Annotated in this window: 19 protein-coding genes; 14 read left to right on the forward strand and 5 right to left on the reverse strand. The window is 70.7% G+C overall.

All coding sequences use genetic code 11. The features are described from left to right. The first annotated feature begins 2 nt into the window (after positions 1-2). Together AB0P25_RS11145 and AB0P25_RS11150 are read left to right on the forward strand one after the other, a co-directional pair. The gene (locus AB0P25_RS11145; RefSeq protein ID WP_363807348.1) at positions 3-1,157 is read left to right on the forward strand and encodes a Gfo/Idh/MocA family oxidoreductase; all 1,155 of its coding nucleotides are present in this window, start codon (positions 3-5) and stop codon (positions 1,155-1,157) included. Next, positions 1,154-2,197 carry a sugar phosphate isomerase/epimerase family protein gene (locus tag AB0P25_RS11150; protein ID WP_363807350.1) on the forward strand — a complete coding sequence of 348 codons (1,044 nt, stop codon included), beginning with the start codon at positions 1,154-1,156 and terminating at the stop codon, positions 2,195-2,197. The genes AB0P25_RS11145 and AB0P25_RS11150 overlap by 4 nt, the downstream gene beginning before the upstream one ends. A 19-nt stretch (positions 2,198-2,216) precedes the next feature. On the opposite strand, the gene AB0P25_RS11155 is transcribed toward AB0P25_RS11150, so the two are convergent. Beyond that, positions 2,217-2,663 carry a VOC family protein gene (locus AB0P25_RS11155; RefSeq protein ID WP_363807352.1) on the reverse strand — a complete coding sequence of 149 codons (447 nt, stop codon included), beginning with the start codon at positions 2,661-2,663 and terminating at the stop codon, positions 2,217-2,219. Between the two features lie 92 nt (positions 2,664-2,755). Here AB0P25_RS11155 and AB0P25_RS11160 point away from each other — a divergent pair, with 92 nt between their 5' ends. Then, the gene (locus tag AB0P25_RS11160; protein ID WP_363807353.1) at positions 2,756-3,748 is read left to right on the forward strand and encodes a WYL domain-containing protein; all 993 of its coding nucleotides are present in this window, start codon (positions 2,756-2,758) and stop codon (positions 3,746-3,748) included. Here AB0P25_RS11160 and AB0P25_RS11165 read toward each other — a convergent pair. Together AB0P25_RS11165 and AB0P25_RS11170 are read right to left on the reverse strand one after the other, a co-directional pair. Next, positions 3,645-4,298, reverse strand: coding sequence for a DedA family protein (locus AB0P25_RS11165; protein WP_363807354.1), 654 nt, complete (start codon positions 4,296-4,298; stop codon positions 3,645-3,647). The two genes, AB0P25_RS11160 and AB0P25_RS11165, sit on opposite strands and share 104 nt — an antisense overlap. A gap of 33 nt (positions 4,299-4,331) precedes the next feature. Then, on the reverse strand, positions 4,332-4,886 hold the full coding sequence (locus AB0P25_RS11170) for an isochorismatase family protein (RefSeq protein ID WP_363807355.1): 555 nt from the start codon (positions 4,884-4,886) through the stop codon (positions 4,332-4,334). Positions 4,887-4,981: 95 nt separating this feature from the next. Here AB0P25_RS11170 and AB0P25_RS11175 point away from each other — a divergent pair, with 95 nt between their 5' ends. Continuing rightward, positions 4,982-5,248, forward strand: coding sequence for a hypothetical protein (locus AB0P25_RS11175; RefSeq protein ID WP_363807356.1), 267 nt, complete (start codon positions 4,982-4,984; stop codon positions 5,246-5,248). Positions 5,249-5,257: 9 nt separating this feature from the next. After that, entirely contained in the window at positions 5,258-5,851 is a 594-nt protein-coding gene (locus AB0P25_RS11180) for a pentapeptide repeat-containing protein (RefSeq protein ID WP_363807357.1), read from the forward strand. On the opposite strand, the gene AB0P25_RS11185 is transcribed toward AB0P25_RS11180, so the two are convergent. Together AB0P25_RS11185 and AB0P25_RS11190 are read right to left on the reverse strand one after the other, a co-directional pair. Further along, positions 5,848-6,519 carry an ABC transporter ATP-binding protein gene (locus AB0P25_RS11185; protein ID WP_363807358.1) on the reverse strand — a complete coding sequence of 224 codons (672 nt, stop codon included), beginning with the start codon at positions 6,517-6,519 and terminating at the stop codon, positions 5,848-5,850. The two genes, AB0P25_RS11180 and AB0P25_RS11185, sit on opposite strands and share 4 nt — an antisense overlap. A 34-nt stretch (positions 6,520-6,553) precedes the next feature. Continuing rightward, complete coding sequence (locus AB0P25_RS11190) at positions 6,554-8,101, reverse strand: ABC transporter permease (protein ID WP_363807359.1); 1,548 nt, start codon at positions 8,099-8,101, stop codon at positions 6,554-6,556. 174 nt (positions 8,102-8,275) lie between these two features. On the opposite strand from AB0P25_RS11190, the gene AB0P25_RS11195 reads away from it, so the two are divergent. From AB0P25_RS11195 to AB0P25_RS11235, 9 genes are all read left to right on the forward strand, one after another. Further along, a complete protein-coding gene (locus AB0P25_RS11195; protein ID WP_363807360.1) occupies positions 8,276-9,478 on the forward strand; it encodes an FAD-dependent oxidoreductase in 1,203 nt (400 codons plus the stop codon). Further along, positions 9,475-10,371: an RNA polymerase sigma-70 factor gene (locus AB0P25_RS11200; protein WP_363807362.1), complete on the forward strand. Its 897-nt coding sequence runs from the start codon at positions 9,475-9,477 to the stop codon at positions 10,369-10,371. Before AB0P25_RS11195 ends, AB0P25_RS11200 begins: the two co-directional genes overlap by 4 nt. Positions 10,372-10,431: 60 nt before the next feature. Beyond that, the gene (locus AB0P25_RS11205; RefSeq protein WP_363807363.1) at positions 10,432-11,202 is read left to right on the forward strand and encodes a response regulator transcription factor; all 771 of its coding nucleotides are present in this window, start codon (positions 10,432-10,434) and stop codon (positions 11,200-11,202) included. Beyond that, complete coding sequence (locus AB0P25_RS11210; protein ID WP_363807365.1) at positions 11,199-12,764, forward strand: HAMP domain-containing sensor histidine kinase; 1,566 nt, start codon at positions 11,199-11,201, stop codon at positions 12,762-12,764. Before AB0P25_RS11205 ends, AB0P25_RS11210 begins: the two co-directional genes overlap by 4 nt. A gap of 211 nt (positions 12,765-12,975) precedes the next feature. After that, complete coding sequence (gene rplJ / locus AB0P25_RS11215) at positions 12,976-13,491, forward strand: 50S ribosomal protein L10 (protein WP_064110996.1); 516 nt, start codon at positions 12,976-12,978, stop codon at positions 13,489-13,491. A 53-nt stretch (positions 13,492-13,544) separates the two neighbouring features. Continuing rightward, positions 13,545-13,934 (forward strand): 50S ribosomal protein L7/L12, encoded by a 390-nt coding sequence (rplL, locus tag AB0P25_RS11220; RefSeq protein WP_064110997.1) that lies wholly within the window; start codon positions 13,545-13,547, stop codon positions 13,932-13,934. A gap of 443 nt (positions 13,935-14,377) precedes the next feature. After that, positions 14,378-15,025 (forward strand): methyltransferase domain-containing protein, encoded by a 648-nt coding sequence (locus AB0P25_RS11225; protein ID WP_363807366.1) that lies wholly within the window; start codon positions 14,378-14,380, stop codon positions 15,023-15,025. A 23-nt stretch (positions 15,026-15,048) separates the two neighbouring features. Beyond that, positions 15,049-15,513 carry a MarR family transcriptional regulator gene (locus AB0P25_RS11230; protein ID WP_363807367.1) on the forward strand — a complete coding sequence of 155 codons (465 nt, stop codon included), beginning with the start codon at positions 15,049-15,051 and terminating at the stop codon, positions 15,511-15,513. Between the two features lie 55 nt (positions 15,514-15,568). Beyond that, entirely contained in the window at positions 15,569-16,807 is a 1,239-nt protein-coding gene (locus tag AB0P25_RS11235; RefSeq protein WP_363807368.1) for an MFS transporter, read from the forward strand. Positions 16,808-16,819 lie beyond the last annotated feature (12 nt).

Here is a 16,819-nt window from a genome sequence, read left to right on the forward strand (position 1 = left end):
AGATGACGGACGGAACGGATCCGAACGTCGCCGCGACCAGCGGTGGACTGACGCGGCGCGAGGAGAGCGCGGCAGGGGCACGCCTCCGCGTGGCGATCGTGGGTGGCGGCTTCATGGCCGAGGTGCACTCGCGGGCGGCCCGGGCGGCGCGCGCCGAGCTCGCCGGAATCACGTCCTCGTCGCCGGAGCGCTCGGCGGCCGCGGCGGAACGCCTGGGCATCGCGCGCGCCTACGGCTCGCTCGACGAGCTGCTGGCGGACGACTCGATCGACGTCGTGCACGTGACCACGCCCAATGCGCTCCACGCCGAGCAGGCGTCGGCGGTGCTGGCGTCCGGCAAGGACGTCATCTGCGAGAAGCCGCTGGCGACGACGGTCGCCGACGCCGAGGCACTGGTCGCGGCGGCCGAAGGGCGGACGGCGACGGTTCCGTTCGTCTACCGGTTCCACCCGCTGGTGCGGGAGGCCCGGGCGCGTTTCGCCTCGGGACAGGCCGGCCGGGTGCTTAGCATCAACGCGTCCTACCTCCAGGACTGGCTGCTCGGCGCGGGCGACGACAACTGGCGGGTCGACTCCGACAAGGGCGGCCGATCCCGCGCCTTCGCCGACATCGGCTCCCACCTGGTCGACCTCGTGGAGTTCGTGAGCGGCGACCGGGTGAGCCGGGTGTCCGCCACGAAGCGCACGGTGTTCGCCGAGCGCGCCTCGCACGCGAACATCACCACAGAGGACGCGGTGGCGGTCGTCGTCGAGATGCGCTCGGGCGCGCTCGGCACGCTGCTGGTCTCGCAGGTCGCTCCCGGCCGTAAGAACCGGCTGTGGCTCGAGATCGCCGGCAGCGAGGAGAGCGTCGCGTTCGACCAGGAGCAGCCCGAGACGCTGTGGGTCGGCCGCCGCAAGGGCAGCCTGATCATCCCGCGCGACGCGGACCAGCTGAGCGCCGACGCTGCGCGGTTGTCGTTCGTGCCCTCCGGTCATCCGCAGGGCTACCAGGACGCCTTCAACGCCTTCGTCGCCGACAGCTACTCGGCGGTCGCGGGCGAGAGCCCGGAGGGGCTGCCACGCTTCACCGACGGCCTGCGGGCCGTGCGGATCACGGACGCGGTGATCGACTCCGCCGAGTCGGGCACCTGGATCGAGATGGGAACGGATTCATGACAGACGCCCCCGCAACGGACAGCACCTCGGGTCGCACGCACCCGGTCACCCTGTTCACCGGCCAGTGGGCCGACCTCACCCTCGAGGAGGTCGCGAAGTACGCCTCCGAGTGGGGCTACGACGGACTCGAGATCGCCTGCTCGGGCGAGCACCTGGATGTCTGGCGCGCGGCGGAGGACGACGATTACCTGCAGGGCCGGCTCGACCTCCTCGACCGGTACGGCTTGAAGGTCTGGGCCATCTCCAATCACCTCAAGGGTCAGGCGGTCTGCGACGACCCGATCGACTTCCGCCACCAGGCGATCGTCGGCTCGAAGGTCTGGGGCGACGGCGACCCCGAGGGCGTGCGTCAGCGCGCGGCCGAAGAGCTCAAGCTCACGGCGAAGGTCGCCCGCAAGCTCGGGGTGGACACTGTTGTCGGCTTCACCGGGTCGAGCATCTGGCCGTACGTGGCCCAGTTCCCGCCGGTGCCCGCGTCGGTCATCGACGCCGGCTACCAGGACTTCGCCGACCGCTGGAACCCGATCCTCGACGTGTTCGACGGCGAAGGGGTGCGGTTCGCGCACGAGGTGCACCCGTCCGAGATCGCGTACGACTACTGGACCAGCGTCCGCACCCTCGAGGCGATCGACCACCGCGAGGCCTTCGGGTTCAACTGGGACCCGTCGCACATGATGTGGCAGGACATCGACCCGGTCGGGTTCATCGTCGACTTCCAGGACCGGATCTACCACGTCGACTGCAAGGACACGCGCCTCCGCCCGAAGAACGGTCGCGCCGGCGTGCTCGGCTCCCACCTGCCCTGGGGTGAGCCGCGCCGCGGCTGGGACTTCGTGTCCACCGGCCACGGCGATGTGCCGTGGGAGGACGCCTTCCGCGCGCTCGAGTCCATCGGCTACACCGGCCCGATCTCGATCGAGTGGGAGGACGCCGGCATGGACCGCCTCCACGGCGCGAAGGAGGCGGTGGGCTACATCCGCTCGCTGCTCTGGAAGCAGCCGACGGCGTCGTTCGACGCGGCGTTCAGCAACCAGGACTGACGCTCACCCGCGCCGGAGATCAGGCGACGTCGAGCACCCACGTCACCCCGAAGTGGTCGGTCAGCATCCCGAAGCCGGCCGACCAGGCTGAGGCCGCCAGCGGCTCGACGACGGTCGCGCCCTCGGCCAGCCGGTCCCAGTAGCCGCGGACCTCGGCCAGGCTCGACCCGCGGACGGAGACGAAGAACGGCTGATCGGTCACGGTCGCACCGTTCTCGCGCCGCGTGGTCCCGCTCGCCACCGACCCCTCGGCACCCGGAACGTCGTACGCCATGAGGCGCAGGCCCGCCGGGGAGTCGACGCGGCCGAAGACGACGCGGGTCGCGTCCGGGGCATCGGCGGGCATCCCGAGCTGCGCGTAGGTGGTCACCGTCGCGGTGCCGTCGAACGCGGCGGCGTAGAAGTCGAGCGCCTCACGAGCGCGGCCGTCTGTGAAGTTGAGGTGGGTGCTGGTCTCGATGGTCATGATGTCCTCTCTGTGCCGGGTCCTTCCCGGCTCCGCCAGCCTCACAGCAGAAGAGGACGCAATCGGTCCTCTACTCGCGCGAGAATCAGAGCATGACCACCACCTCGTCTCGGATGCTCGAGATGCTGTCGCTGCTGCAGGCGCGCCGCGATTGGCCGGGTGCGGAGCTCGCCGATCGGCTGGAGGTCACCACCCGCACCGTGCGCCGCGACGTCGAACGGCTCCGCGAACTCGGCTACCGGATCGAGGCGCTGAAGGGGCCCGCCGGCGGCTACCGGCTCGGCGCAGGCTCCGAGCTCCCTCCCCTGCTCTTCGACGAGGAGCAAGCCGTCGCGGTCGCGGTCGCCCTGCAGAACGCCGGTGCGTCCGGCGCGGCCATCGAGGAAGCCGCGGCACGCGCCCTGGCCACCGTGCGGCAGGTCATGCCGTCGCGGCTGCGCCACCGCATCGACGGCCTGCGCTTCGACCGGCCCTCGCTCCCGCAGGAGCCGGTCGCGCCGGAGGTGCTGACGACCGTCAGCGACGCCGTCCGCGAGCGGAGGGTGCTGCGATTCGACTACGCCGACGCCGACGGTCCCGCCCGGCGGGCGGAGCCGCACGGCCTCGTCGCCCGCGACGGCCGCTGGTACCTCGTCGCCTGGGAGCTCGACCGCGACAACTGGCGCATCTTCCGCCTCGACCGCCTGCGCCCGCGCATCCCGGGCGGTGGCCCGTTCCGGGAGCGCCCCATCCCGAACGGCGACGCCGTCCGCTTCGTGGACGCAAAGTTCCGCGGCTCGGACGGCGACGGCTGGCCGCGCACCGGCGTAGCGATCCTGCGGGTGCCGGCGGCGGAGGCGGCCCTCTGGCTGCCCGACGCCATCGTCGAACCGGTGGGGGACGTGTCCTGCCGCGTGATCGCCGGTTCCTGGTCCTGGATGGGCCTGGTCGCGTCGCTCGCCCGCTTCGACGCAGCGTTCGAGATTGTCGGCCCGCCCGAGTTCAGGGAAGCGGCCGCGGCTCTCGCTCGTCGCTCGGCTGCTGCCGCCGCGACCGCCGGTCCAGCACCCACGCCCGCGCCCCCGCGACGATCGACGCCAGGATGACGACCCCGGCGACGATGTACGCGACGGGACGCACGCTCGGGTTCACCGCGGCGAAGTAGCCGATCACGGTGATGAGCACGCCCCAGCTCAGGGCGCCGACGACGTTCGCCGTGAAGAACCGCCAGTACTTCATCGCACTGATGCCGGCGATCGGCGGGATGAACACGCGTCCCCACGGGATGTACCGGCTGATGACCACCGACCACCAGCCGAAGAGCTCGTAGAAGCGCTCCGCCCGGCGCACCCCCGCCTGCACCCACCGGCCGCCGCGCGCCGCGAGGTACGGCCGGCCCAAGCGGCGGCCGAGCCAGAACCCGACCTGGTCGCCGAGCACCGCGGCGATGCCGACGCCGATGGCGAGCACCCAGATGGACAGCTCGGGATGCGTCCCGGTCAGGATGCCCGCGCCGAACAGCAGCGAGTCACCGGTGATGAACGGGATGACGACGCCGACGAACAAGGCCGTGCCGGCGAAGACGAGGCCCCAGACCGCCAGATAGAACACGATCGGGCCCACGTCGCCGAGGAAGTTCGCGAGATCGTGGGCCATGATCCGAGCGTATCGGGCGGCCGCGGATGCGCGTCAGCCGAAGTCGACGTCCGCTGCGTCCACGACCTCCGCCGTGCGTCCGGGCGCCCGGTGGTTCGCCCAGTACAGGTTGGTGTGGGCGATCACGAGGTCGGGCGTCGGCGCGCCCCACTCCGAGAGGTCTTCGGTGGTGTGCGAGTCGCCGACGAGCGTGACGTCGTAGCCGCGCACCAGGCCGCCGTGGATGGTCGAGCGGATGCACTCGTCGGTCTGCGCGCCCGCCACCACCAGCCGGCCGACCCGCGCGTCGGCGAGCACCGACTCCAGGTCGGTGTCCTCGAAGGAGTCGGCGTAGGTCTTGTGGACGACGGCCTCGGCCTCCGCCTGCGTCAGCTCGGGCACGAACTGCCAGCCGTCGCTGCCGATCGGCATGTTCTCGGCGTCGGAGTGCTGGATCCACACCACCGGCACATCCTGTTCGCGCGCCCTGTCGACCAGGCCCGAGATGTTGGCCACCACCTCGTCACGGCGGTGGGCGCCGCCCACCACTCCGTTCTGCACGTCGATCACCAGCAGAGCCGTCGCGGGCCGTTCTTCGAGAGTCGTCATCGCATCCCCCTTCTCCGAGAGGAACGCTACTCCCGGCCACCGACATCGGTCTGCCTGTCTTTTCCCGGTGACGGGCCGGTCGTAGGGTGTCCCGCATGGGCAGGAGCGCGACCACCGCGCACGGGCTCGGCTTCCGCGCGGTCCTGGTGAGACCGGGGGAGCCGGACACCGTCGTCTCGGCGAGCGCCGATCACGGCACCGCCCCTGCTGCCCTCCGCGCCCGCGCGCTGTTCGACGGCCGGGAGGTCTGGGAGATCTTCGTGCTCGATGACGACACCGACTGGCCGCGCGGTGCGACGTACCGTCTGATCGACCTCATGGACGAGGACGGCAACCCGATCGGGCCGTGGCTGGGCGACTAGGCTCGGCTCGTGACGAGCGGCACGGACGGCATCGCGGGTGAGGACTGGTACGGACGCGACCTCGACGGCGTCGAGTATGAGGGCGTGGTCTTCGACGACGTGGACATGACCGAGCTGCGCAGTTCGGGGGCGACCTTCACCGACTGCGTGTTCCGCCGGGTCCGCTTCAATGTCAGCGAGCACAGCGACACCGCGTTCGTGAACTGCCGCTTCGAGTCGTGCAACTTCTTCGACGCGACCTTCCGCCGCTGCAAGCTGACCGGCAGCACCTTCCGCAATTGCGAGTTCGCGCTGCTGAAGGTCGAAGGCGGCAACTGGTCGTTCGCCGGACTGCTCCGGGCGGAGCTGCGCGGCGCATCCTTCGAGGGGGTGCGGCTGCGCGAGGCCGACCTCACGCAGGCGCACGCCCAGGAGGCCCGATTCGAGGGATGCGACCTGAGTGCGGCGCTCCTCACCGGCGCCGACCTCAGCGGTGCGACCCTCGCCGGCAGCGACCTGACCGGCGTCGACCCCGCGGACGTCATCCTCCGCGGCACCATCATCGACGCCCGCCAGGCCGTCGTCCTGGCCGAAGCCCAGGGGATGGTCGTCGTCCCCGGCTAGGCGACCTCGGTCACCTGGCCGTGCTTGATGTGGAGGCGGCGCTGAGCGCGTTTGGCGACCGCGGTGTCGTGGGTGACGATCACGACCGTGAGTCCGCGGTCGCGCCATAGGCCCTCCAGGAGGTCCATGATCTCGTCGCGGGTCTCCTCGTCCAGGTTGCCGGTCGGCTCGTCGGCGAGCAGCACCTCCGGGTTCTTCACCAGGGCGCGAGCGATCGCGACGCGCTGCTGCTGGCCGCCGGAGAGCTCCGACGGGAGGTGGTTGCCGCGGTCGGCCAGCCCGACCGAGGCCAGCGCCTCGGCCGCCCGGCGCTTGCGCTCGGCGGCGCTCACACCGAGGGGCGCGAGCGCGGTCTCCACGTTCTCCTGCGCGGTCAGGGTCGGGATGAGGTTGAAGCCCTGGAAGACGAAGCCGATCTCCTTGGCGCGGATCTTCGCGAGCCTCCCGTCGCGCTGCTTCGAGAGGCTGTCCGCGCCGAGCTCCACCGATCCGGAGGTGGGACGGTCGAGCGCGCCGAGCATCTGCAGCAGCGTGGACTTGCCGCCGCCGGTCGGGCCCTGGATGGCGACAAGCTGCCCGTCGGGGATGGTCAGGCTGACGTCGTTGAGGGCGACGACCTGGCGCTTGGACTGGCTGTACTTCTTTGTGACGTCGGTGAGGGTGTACATCGTGACTCCTTGGGGTCGAAGGGATCGGGCCGGCTCAGGCGACCGAACGGAGGGCCGCAGCGGGGCGCAGGCGCGAAGCCCGCCATCCGCCGATCGCGCCGGCGAGGAGGCCGCCGAGCACCGCGAGCGCGACCGCGCCGACGACGATCCACAGCGTGACCGGGGCGTGCAGTGCGATGTTCGCGGACGTGGTCGCGGCCTCGCGTGCGGCACCGAAGGCACCGCCACCTGAGAACCCGCCGCCGGCGAAGCGGTTCGCGCCCTCGCCGGTGGTCGCACCCGCGCCACCCGTCCCGGTACGACCGGCAGCGTCAGCGAAGCCATGACTGACGCTGCCGGTCAGGGTGGGCGAGATCAGGTTCACGACGAGCACCCCCAGGAGCCCGACCGCGACGCCGATCACGCCGCCGATGACACCCTGGACCACCGACTCGCCCGCGACCTGTCCGACGATGCGGCCGTTGGACCAGCCGATCGCCTTCAGGGTGCCGAATTCGCGGGTGCGGCGGGTGACACCGGAGATGGTGAAGAGGATGGCGATGAGGAACGCCGCCGCCAGCACGATGACCGACAGCCAGGTGCCGAGGTTGGCGATGAGCTCCCCGGCGCTGCCGAGGGAGCCGGAGACCGTCGAGGCGAGGTCCGCCTGCGTGCTGACCGTCGCGCCGGAGACGGCCTTGGTCAGGTCGGTCTTGATCTGGCCGATGTCGCCGGACGACGCGGCCTTGACGTACACCGACGAGATCTTGCCGGTCTGACCGGAGAGCGTCTGCGCCACATCCAGCGGGATGTAGGCGTTCGCGGCCGTGGTCGCGTCCGAGCCGGTCGCCGCGACGATGCCGATCACCGAGAAGTCGGTGCCGCCGATCGTGATGGTGTCGCCGACCGCCTTGCTCGCGGTCTTGGCGTAGCTCGCGTCGAGCACCACGACGTCCTTGCCCTGATCGGCCGAGGTGAAGCTGCGGCCGCCGGTGAGGGTCACGGAGGCGAGCGGTCCGACCGACTTGCCGGCCGGGTCGAGGCCCAGCACCGAGAACGAGTCGACCGTGAACGAGCTGCCGCCCGCGCCGTCGGCGCCGCCGGTCGGGGGAGCGGTGGCCGCGGCCGCCTGGCCGCTCTCGCGCTCCTGCCGCAGCTGCTGGAAGTTCGGGAGGGTGCCGCTGAAGCTGGTGTTGGTGAGCGACAGCACGGCGGCGGCCGAGGCGACGTTGTCCACCTTCTTCACCGTCGTCAGCGTGGATGCGTCCATCACGGTGGCCCCGCGCGTCGGCTCGAGGCGGGACGTGTTGACGCTGCGGCCGGTGCCGGTGTCCGTTCCGGCGTTCGCGCCGAAGTCGAACCGCGGTACGCCGCCCTGGCCCTGCTGCGCCGTCGCGTTCTGCGCGGTCGCCGGCTGGCTGACGGTGATGTCGGTGCCGACACCGTAGACGGACTGCAGGACGCTCTCCTGCGCCTGCCGGACGCCGGCGGAGACGGCGTTGACGATGATGACGAGGGCGATCGCGAGGGCCATGCCGATCGCGATGATGATCGTCTGCTTGCGGCGGCCGCTCAACTCGCGCCGCAGATAGGTCCCGAACATCGGCTTCCAAACTCTCGGGGACGGATGACTACTTGCGGGAGGTTAAGGACCGGCGTTTTCGGGCCGCTATGGCGAACCTATGGATCCGCCGTGTGCGTCGACGGGGAGCTGATGTCACACTCAGGACCCCCGCGGTGTCTCCATGTTCGGAAGCTCACCGACAAGGAGGACATCATGCAGGAGCGGACACGGGTGCTGGTCGTCGGCGGAGGCTACGCCGGGGTCACGGCGGCCAACCGGGTGGCCGGTGGAGACGCCGTCGAGGTCACACTGGTCAACGCACGTCGCGTCTTCGTGGAGCGCATCCGGCTGCACCAGCTGGCCGCCGGATCCGACGACGCGGTCATGGAGTACGACGACCTCCTGGCGCCATCGGTGCGTCTCGTCATCGACACCGTCACGCGGATCGACGCGTCGGAACGCCGGGTGGAGCTCGCGTCCGGCGATGCGCTCGCCTACGACTACCTGGTGTACGCCGTGGGAAGCGGCAGCCCCGTCTCCTCGGTGCCCGGGGCGGCCGAGCACGCGCTCCCGGTCGCCGAGCTCGCCCACGCCGAGCGTCTGAAGGCGGCGCTCGCCGCGGTGGGGCCCCACGCGGCGGTCACGGTGGTCGGCGGTGGGCCCGCCGGCATCGAGACCGCGGCCGAGCTGGCCGAGAGCGGACATCCGGTGACGCTGGTCTGCGGCGGCGAGCTCGGGCCGTCGCTGCACTCTCGGGGCCGACGGTCCGTCGCCCGCGGCCTGGACGCGCTGGGCGTGACCGTCGAGGACGGCCCGGGCTCGCGCGTGGTCGCGGTCGAGCAGGACGCGGTGACGCTCGCCGACGGCCGCGTCGTCCCGAGCGCGATCACCGTCTGGACGACCGGCTTCTCCCTTCCCGCCCTCGCGCGCGACAGCGGGCTCAGCACCGACGCCGATGGCCGGCTGCTCACCGACGAAACGCTCACCAGCGTCGACGACGAGCGCATCGTCGCCGCGGGCGACGCTGCGGCGCCGTCCGGCGTCCCGCTCCGGATGAGCTGCCAGGCGGCCGAGCCGCTCGGCGGGGGAGCGGCCGACACCCTCCTGGCCTGGATGCGCGGCGAGCAGCCGAAGCCCTTCACCATGGGCTTCGTCGGCCTCTGCCTGAGCCTCGGTCGTCGGCAGGGCGTCGTGCAGTTCGCGCACCGCGACGACACGGCGACCCGGGTCTCGGTCGCGGGGCGGTCCGGCGCGCGCATCAAGGAGCTGATCTGCCGCGGCACGGTCTTCTCGCTTCGGCTGGAGGCTCGGCGGCCCGGGGCGACCCGCCTGCCTGCAGCCTTCGGCGACCCCGCCCGGCGTCGTAGTCTGTCATCCGCGGCCGCCCAGCCGGTCGCGAGCGGGGGACGGGGATGACCGAGCGGCCGGCCGATGAGGCGACGGAGGCCTTCGTGGCCGTCCGGAACCTCCTCTTCACCGTCGCCTACGAGCTGCTGGGCTCGGCGGCGGACGCAGAAGACGTGCTCCAGGAGACCTGGCTGCGCTGGTCGGCGGTCGACCTGGCCGAGGTGCGGGATGCGCGTCCCTACCTCGTGCGGATCACGACCCGGCTCGCGCTCAACCGGCTCCGCAGCGCCCAACGTCGGCGCGAGACGTACGTCGGGCCGTGGCTGCCGGAGCCGTTGCTCACGGCTCCGGACGTCTCGGAGGACGCCGAGCTCGCCGAGAGCGTTTCGATGGCGCTCATGGTCGTGCTCGAGACGCTGGGGCCGACCGAGCGGGCGGTGTTCGTGCTGCGCGAGGTGTTCGGGTTCGAGTTCGACGAGATCGCCCGCGCGGTGGACAAGTCCCCGGCCGCGGTGCGCCAGATCGCGCACCGGGCGCGGGCCCACGTCGAGGCGCGGCGTCCGCGGGTGACCGTCTCACCCGGCGAGATGCGGGCCGCCCTCGACACGTTCCGGGTCGCCGTGATGACCGGCGATCCGCAGGCCATGCTCGATGTCCTGGCTCCCGACGTCGTCCTCCTCAGCGATGGTGGAGGGGTCAAGCAGGCAGCGCTGCGGCCGATCATCGGCGCCGAGAAGGTGACCCGGTTCACCGGCGGCGCCATGGGCAAAGCGCCCGGGCTGGTCACGGCGGAGACCGTCGTCGTCAACGGCGCGCCGGCGCTCGCGCTCTCGGTCGACGGCGAGCTCGACGCGGTGGTGTCGGTTCAGGTGAAGGACGGCCTCATCACCGAGATCTACATCGTCCGCAACCCCGCCAAGCTGACCCGCATCGCGGAGGAGACGGAGCTGGCTCTGCGCTGATCCGAATCGCTCAGACAGTTCATAGGTTCCGCAAAGTCAGCATCCAATCGCCTCCTCATAATGAGAAAGGTGACCATCAACACGCGCGCCGCCTCCGGCCCCTCCAGCCAGCCCCGTACCGTTCTGCGCCGCGCGGATGGCAGCTCCATCCGGGTGCTCGTCGTGGACGATGAGTCGACCCTGACCGACCTGCTCGCGATGGCGCTCCACTATGAGGACTGGGACGTCAAGACGGCGTCGAACGGGCAGCAGGCGCTGCAGCTCTCGCGCGAGTTCAAGCCCGACGTCGTGGTGCTCGACATCATGCTCCCGGACATCGACGGGCTGCAGGTGCTGTCCCGGATGCGTGCCGACGGCAACGAGGCGCCCGTGCTGTTCCTCACGGCGAAGGACTCGCTGGACGACCGGATCGCAGGCCTCACCGCCGGCGGCGACGACTACGTCACGAAGCCGTTCAGCCTGGAGGAACTGGTCGCCCGCCTGCGCGGGCTGCTGCGCCGCTCGCGCGCCGCGGTCGCCGACCAGGACGACCCGGTGCTCATCGTCGGCGACCTCGTGCTCGACGAGGACAGCTACGAGGTGCACCGCGACGGCGAGCCCATCCAGCTCACCGCCACCGAGTTCGAGCTCCTGCGCTTCCTCATGCGGAACCCGCGCCGCGTGCTCAGCAAGGCGCAGATCCTCGACCGCGTGTGGAGCTACGACTTCGGCGGCTCCTCCAGCGTGGTCGAGCTGTACATCTCCTACCTGCGCAAGAAGATCGACGCCGGGCGCGCGCCCATGATCCACACCGTCCGCGGCGCCGGGTACATGGTGAAGGCCGCCCAATGACCTCGGCCCGCGTGGCGGGCGCCCCGACCGGTGGTGCGGGCCGACGGCGCCCGCGCCTCCGTCCGTTCCGCTCCTGGACGCTGCGCAGCCGCGTGGTGCTCGTCGTCGTGGCGATGCTCGCGGTGCTCGGCGCCGTGATCGGGACGGTCAGCGTCTTCGCTCTGCAGAACTACCTGATGCAGCGGCTGGACGGGCAGCTCACCTCCGCGCTCGAGCGCGGGCAGCACGCCGCCGACCGGATCTACGGCGACCAGCCGACCGGGCCGGACGTGATCGGCATCGTGCAGACGCCCGGCCAGCAGACCGGCACGTTCGGCGTGGTCCGCAGCGGCGACATGCTGAAGTACCCCGTCATCCTGTCCGAGCGGCCCACCGGAGGCTCCCCGGATCAGCCCGTCGCGCCGCAGCAGGTGCCCATCTCGACCACGGCCCTCCTGTCCCTCCCGTCGGACGGGCGCCCGCGCACGATCGATCTCGGTTCGACCCTGGGCGCGTACCGCGTCGCAGCCGTCGAGCTCACCAACGGCGACAGCGTCATCATCGGCCTGCCGCTCAGCGAGGTCAACGCGACGGTGTCCCAGCTCACGCTGGTCATCGTCCTGGTGACGCTCGCCGGCCTCATCTTCGCCTTCCTCATCGCGAACGTCATCGTGCGCCTGGCGATGCGGCCCCTGGAGCGCGTCGCCGGGACCGCCGAGCAGGTCTCGAAGCTGCCGCTCGACCGCGGCGACGTCGCGCTGTCCGTGCGCGTTCCCGAGACCGACACGGACGAGCACACGGAGGTCGGCCGGGTGGGATCGGCGTTCAACCGGATGCTCGGCCACGTCGCGTCCGCGCTCACGGCCCGACAGGCGAGCGAGCAGAAGGTGCGCCAGTTCGTCGCGGACGCCAGCCACGAGTTGCGGACGCCGCTCGCGTCCATCCGCGGCTACGCCGAGCTGACCCGCCGCGCGCCGCACGAGCTGCCGCCGGACGTCACGCGCTCGCTCGGGCGCATCGAGTCCGAGGCGACCCGGATGACCTCGCTCGTCGAAGACCTCCTGCTCCTCGCGCGCCTCGATGAGGGCCGTGAGCTCGACCGCGATCCGGTCGACCTCACGCTGCTTCTCGTGGATGCGCTCAGCGACGCGCACGCGGCGGGACCCGGCCACGAGTGGGTGCTCGACCTGCCGGAGGAGCCGGTGGAGGTGGTCGGGGACGCTCCGCGCCTGCACCAGGTGCTGATGAACCTCCTCGCGAACGCGCGCGTCCACACGCCGGAGGGCACGAAGGTGACGGCCGGCCTGCGGGCCGAGGGCGACCGTGCGGTGGTCACGGTCGCGGACAACGGCCCCGGCATCCCGGAGGAGCTGCAGGCGACGCTGTTCGAGAGGTTCGCCCGCGGCGACAGCTCGCGCAACCGGGCCACCGGATCCACCGGGCTCGGCCTCGCCATCGTGCAGGCCGTTGTGCAGGCGCACGGGGGAGAGGTGACGGTGGCGAGCGAGCCCGGCAGCACCGTCTTCACCGTCACGCTGCCGCTCGCGCCGGCCGATTTGCCAACGGCCGCGCCCATCCCGTAACCTGTACGGAGCCAAAGACCGCTGGTCGTCGTGCATGCACGACCGAAGATCCACTCAGGTGGGCGCCCGCGCAGGTGTGTGAAGCAAACTCCGCAAGTCTCTTGCGTGTCCAGCTCCGTGCGTCTGCGCCGGAGCTTTTTTCTTTGTCCAGGGGGCTCTGGTCGGCGCACCGCTCCCGCGGTGTGCGACGAAGAAGATTGAGGAGTAGGCCATGGCGAACAAGGAAGCCACGGTTGCCGAGCTCGAGGGACTGTTCGAGAGCTCGACCGCCGTTCTGCTGACCGAGTACCGCGGTCTCACTGTTGCTCAGCTCAAGACGCTGCGCAAGTCCATCAGTGAGCACGCGACGTACGCCGTGGTGAAGAACACGCTGACCAAGATCGCGGCCAACAACAAGGGCATCTCGTCGTTCGACGAGGAGCTCGCTGGTCCGTCCGCGATCGCCTTCGTGCACGGTGACCCGGTCGCCGTCGCGAAGTCGCTGCGTGACTTCGCCAAGGCAAACCCTCTGCTGGTGGTCAAGGGCGGTTACTTCGACGGTAACCCGCTGACCGCAGAAGAGGTAGGCAAGCTCGCCGACCTCGAGTCCCGTGAGGTTCTGCTGGCCAAGCTGGCCGGCGCCTTCAAGGCCTCGCTGTTCGGAGCCGCATATCTGTTCAACGCACCGCTGTCGAAGGCCGTTCGCACGGTCGACGCGCTGCGTGAGAAGCAGGAGTCCGCTGCCTGATCCGTTCCGGATCCTGCACGCGGTGAGTAACCACAGAAACTAAGGAGAGAACAATGGCAAAGCTGTCGACTGACGAGCTGCTGGACGCGTTCAAGGAGCTCACGCTCATCGAGCTCAGCGAGTTCGTGAAGAAGTTCGAGGAGACCTTCGAGGTCACCGCCGCCGCCCCCGTCGCCGTGGCCGCCCCGGCCGCCGGTGGTGCGGGCGCCGCTGCCGAAGAGGTCGAGGAGAAGGACTCCTTCGACGTCGTCCTCGAGGCCGCCGGTGACAAGAAGATCCAGGTCATCAAGGAGGTGCGCGCCCTCACCAGCCTCGGCCTCGGTGAGGCGAAGGCCCTCGTCGATGGCGCGCCGAGCACCGTGCTCGAGGGCGCCAACAAGGAGACCGCCGACAAGGCGAAGGCCCAGCTCGAAGAGGCTGGCGCCACCGTCACCCTCAAGTAATTCGCGCCCCTCGGGGCTCTTCTTACTGACAGGCTGACAGGCTCGTCTACGCGACGCGGACTCCTCGTTTAGAGAGTGTCCGCGTTGTGGAGGGCGTCGCCCCCGACAACGGGGCGACGCCCTCCGTGCGTTAAGCGACGTGCGGACGCGGATGCTCATCCATCCATCGCGTCCGATCGCGCCTGCCCGCGTGCATCGGTGTGCAAGGACGCACAACCGGAAGAAGAACCACCGAATGAATACGAGTTCCTGGCGTACCTACGCCGCCCACCTGCGCGACTTCGGTCACGCACTGCTCCACGGGGACGACCGCGATAGCGGCTGTCACCCGCCGGATCTGTACCGCAGGACCCTCCTCTGGAATCGGTACCTGCGGTGACACCCTGAAGCGCCCCCGGTCACCCGGCCGGGGGCGCTTCGTCGTGTCTGGCTACGATGAGCGCGTGACCGAACCCGACGACGTGACCGAGACCCGCACCGCCTACGACATCGTCGCCGAGGACTACGCCGAGCTGCTGCGCGACGAGCTCGCGCGGAGCGAGTACGACCGGGCGATGCTCGGAGTGTTCGCCGAGCGCGTCGTCCGCGCGGGCGGCGGGCTCGTCGGCGACCTGGGGTGCGGTCCCGGCCGGATCGCCGTCCACCTGGCGGGCCTCGGGCTCGACGTCGTCGGGATCGACCTGTCGCCGCAGATGGTGGAGGTGGCGCGGCGGGACCATCCGGACCTGCGATTCGAGGTCGGGTCGATGGCCGCGCTGCCGTTCGGCGACGGGGAGCTGGCCGGCGCGCTCGCGTGGTATTCGATCATCCACACGCCCGACGAGCGACAGGACGCGCTGTTCGCGGAGTTCGCGCGGGTGACGCGTCCGGGCGGCGCGCTCCTGCTCGCGTTCCAGGTGGGCGCAGAGGTGGTACATCTCACCCACGCGTACGGCCACGACATCGATCTGCGCACGCGCCGTCAGGATCCCGGGCGGGTGAAGCAGCGGCTGGCCGACGCCGGCTTCGCCGAGGCGGCCGAGCTCATCACCCAGCCCGTCCCGCCGCAGAAGTCGCCGCAGGCCTACGTCCTCGCCATTCGACAAATATAGGCAAGCTATATATAATTGTCTCCATGCCCGAGACACCCGAACTCCACCAGATCCTCGGCGACCTCGTCGTCGCCGCACACCGTCTCACCCGGCTCGCCGCCCGCGTCACCGGCAGCACCGAGTCTCCCGCCACGTGGCGCACCATCAGCGTCCTGCAGACGACCGGGCCCATGCGGCTCGGCGAGCTCGCAACGCAGAGCCGGGTCTCGCAGCCGACGATGACCAAGATCGTCCGCAACCTCGTCGAGGCCGAATGGGTGAAGCGCATCGCCGACACCGACGACGCGCGCGCCTGGCAGGTCGCCGTCACCGACAAGGGCGCCGCCGCGTTCCAGGCCTGGCGCGACGAGCTGTCCGCCGCGCTGGTCCCGATGTTCGCCGACCTCAGCGAGGATGAGCTGGCCGCCATGCGCTCCACCGTCGAGATCATCGCGTCGCGGGTCGATCTCTCCAACGCCACCAGCGCCGCGCTCGCCGGCACCCGCTGAGCGCCCGCGACGCCCCCCGAAACCTCACCAGTCACCAAGGAGCCGATTCCCCTCCATGTCCCATGAACGCCCCGCCAGCATCCTCAAGCAGCCGACCGCCGTCTGGGCCGTCGCCTTCGCCTCCGTCATCGCCTTCATGGGCATCGGGCTCGTCGACCCGATCCTCCCGGCGATCGCGAAGAGCCTGCAGGCCACGCCCACGCAGACCGAGATGCTGTTCACGAGCTACCTCCTCATCACCGGCGCCGCCATGTTCTTCACGAGCTGGATCTCCAGCCGCATCGGCGCCAAGAAGACGCTTCTCATCGGCCTCGCGCTGATCGTCGTGTTCGCGCTCGCCGCCGGCCTGTCGCAGAACGTGGAGTCGATCATCGGATTCCGTGCAGGCTGGGGCCTCGGCAACGCGCTCTTCATATCCACCGCTCTCGCGACGATCGTCGGCGCGGCGTCCGGCGGCACCTCGTCCGCGATCATCCTGTACGAGGCGGCGCTCGGTCTCGGCATCGCCATCGGCCCGCTGCTCGGCGGCCTGCTGGGCAGCTGGAGCTGGCGCGGGCCGTTCTTCGGCACCGCGACCCTCATGGCGATCGGCTTCATCGCGATCGTCTCGCTGCTCAAGAACAACGGCGAGAAGCCGCAGCCGACGAAGCTCTCCGCGCCGTTCCGCGCGCTCGGGCGTCCGGCACTCGGCTTCCTCGCCGGCGCCGCCCTGTTCTACAACATCGGCTTCTTCGTGCTCCTGGCCTACACGCCGTTCGCGCTGGTGCCGCTGGGCGTCGAGGATGCGATCAGCCTCGGCCTCATCTTCTTCGGCTGGGGCGTCGCGCTCGCCGTCACCTCGGTCTGGGTCGCCCCGCTCCTCACCGCGCGGATGCCCCGGACGCGCGTCCTCTGGCTGGTCATGCCGCTCCTCGCGCTCGACCTGCTCGCCGCCGGGCTCCTGGTCGGCTCGCTCGTCGCCCTCATCGTGTGCGTGATCGTGGGCGGCCTGCTCCTCGGCATCCTGAACACGGTGCTCACCGAGTGCGTGATGGAGGCGACCGACCTGCCCCGCGCTGTCGCGTCCAGCGCCTACTCGGGCGTCCGCTTCCTCGGCGGCGCCGTGGCCCCGCCCGCGGCGACGCTGCTCGCCGACACCGTCAGCCGTTCGATGCCGTTCTACGCAGGCGCCCTCTCGGTGCTCGTCGCGGCCGCGCTCATCGTGATCGGCCACAAGCACCTGAAGCGCGTGGATGCTCCCCATGAGACGGCGCAGCAGGAGGCCGAGGTGCTGGCGCTCGCCGACGCCGACTGACGAGCACGGAGG

Source organism: Leifsonia sp. NPDC077715 (assembly GCF_040686855.1).
Classification (GTDB): domain Bacteria; phylum Actinomycetota; class Actinomycetes; order Actinomycetales; family Microbacteriaceae; genus Leifsonia.

Coding starts and splice junctions, on each gene's coding strand:
- AB0P25_RS11145 (WP_363807348.1), top strand. CDS start 3: ATGACGGACGGAACGGATCCGAACGTCGCCGCGACCAGCGGTGGACTG.
- AB0P25_RS11150 (WP_363807350.1), top strand. CDS start 1,154: ATGACAGACGCCCCCGCAACGGACAGCACCTCGGGTCGCACGCACCCG.
- AB0P25_RS11155 (WP_363807352.1), bottom strand. CDS start 2,663: ATGACCATCGAGACCAGCACCCACCTCAACTTCACAGACGGCCGCGCT.
- AB0P25_RS11160 (WP_363807353.1), top strand. CDS start 2,756: ATGACCACCACCTCGTCTCGGATGCTCGAGATGCTGTCGCTGCTGCAG.
- AB0P25_RS11165 (WP_363807354.1), bottom strand. CDS start 4,298: ATGGCCCACGATCTCGCGAACTTCCTCGGCGACGTGGGCCCGATCGTG.
- AB0P25_RS11170 (WP_363807355.1), bottom strand. CDS start 4,886: ATGACGACTCTCGAAGAACGGCCCGCGACGGCTCTGCTGGTGATCGAC.
- AB0P25_RS11175 (WP_363807356.1), top strand. CDS start 4,982: ATGGGCAGGAGCGCGACCACCGCGCACGGGCTCGGCTTCCGCGCGGTC.
- AB0P25_RS11185 (WP_363807358.1), bottom strand. CDS start 6,519: ATGTACACCCTCACCGACGTCACAAAGAAGTACAGCCAGTCCAAGCGC.
- AB0P25_RS11190 (WP_363807359.1), bottom strand. CDS start 8,101: ATGTTCGGGACCTATCTGCGGCGCGAGTTGAGCGGCCGCCGCAAGCAG.
- AB0P25_RS11195 (WP_363807360.1), top strand. CDS start 8,276: ATGCAGGAGCGGACACGGGTGCTGGTCGTCGGCGGAGGCTACGCCGGG.
- AB0P25_RS11200 (WP_363807362.1), top strand. CDS start 9,475: ATGACCGAGCGGCCGGCCGATGAGGCGACGGAGGCCTTCGTGGCCGTC.
- AB0P25_RS11205 (WP_363807363.1), top strand. CDS start 10,432: ATGAGAAAGGTGACCATCAACACGCGCGCCGCCTCCGGCCCCTCCAGC.
- AB0P25_RS11210 (WP_363807365.1), top strand. CDS start 11,199: ATGACCTCGGCCCGCGTGGCGGGCGCCCCGACCGGTGGTGCGGGCCGA.
- rplJ (WP_064110996.1), top strand. CDS start 12,976: ATGGCGAACAAGGAAGCCACGGTTGCCGAGCTCGAGGGACTGTTCGAG.
- rplL (WP_064110997.1), top strand. CDS start 13,545: ATGGCAAAGCTGTCGACTGACGAGCTGCTGGACGCGTTCAAGGAGCTC.
- AB0P25_RS11230 (WP_363807367.1), top strand. CDS start 15,049: ATGCCCGAGACACCCGAACTCCACCAGATCCTCGGCGACCTCGTCGTC.
- AB0P25_RS11235 (WP_363807368.1), top strand. CDS start 15,569: ATGTCCCATGAACGCCCCGCCAGCATCCTCAAGCAGCCGACCGCCGTC.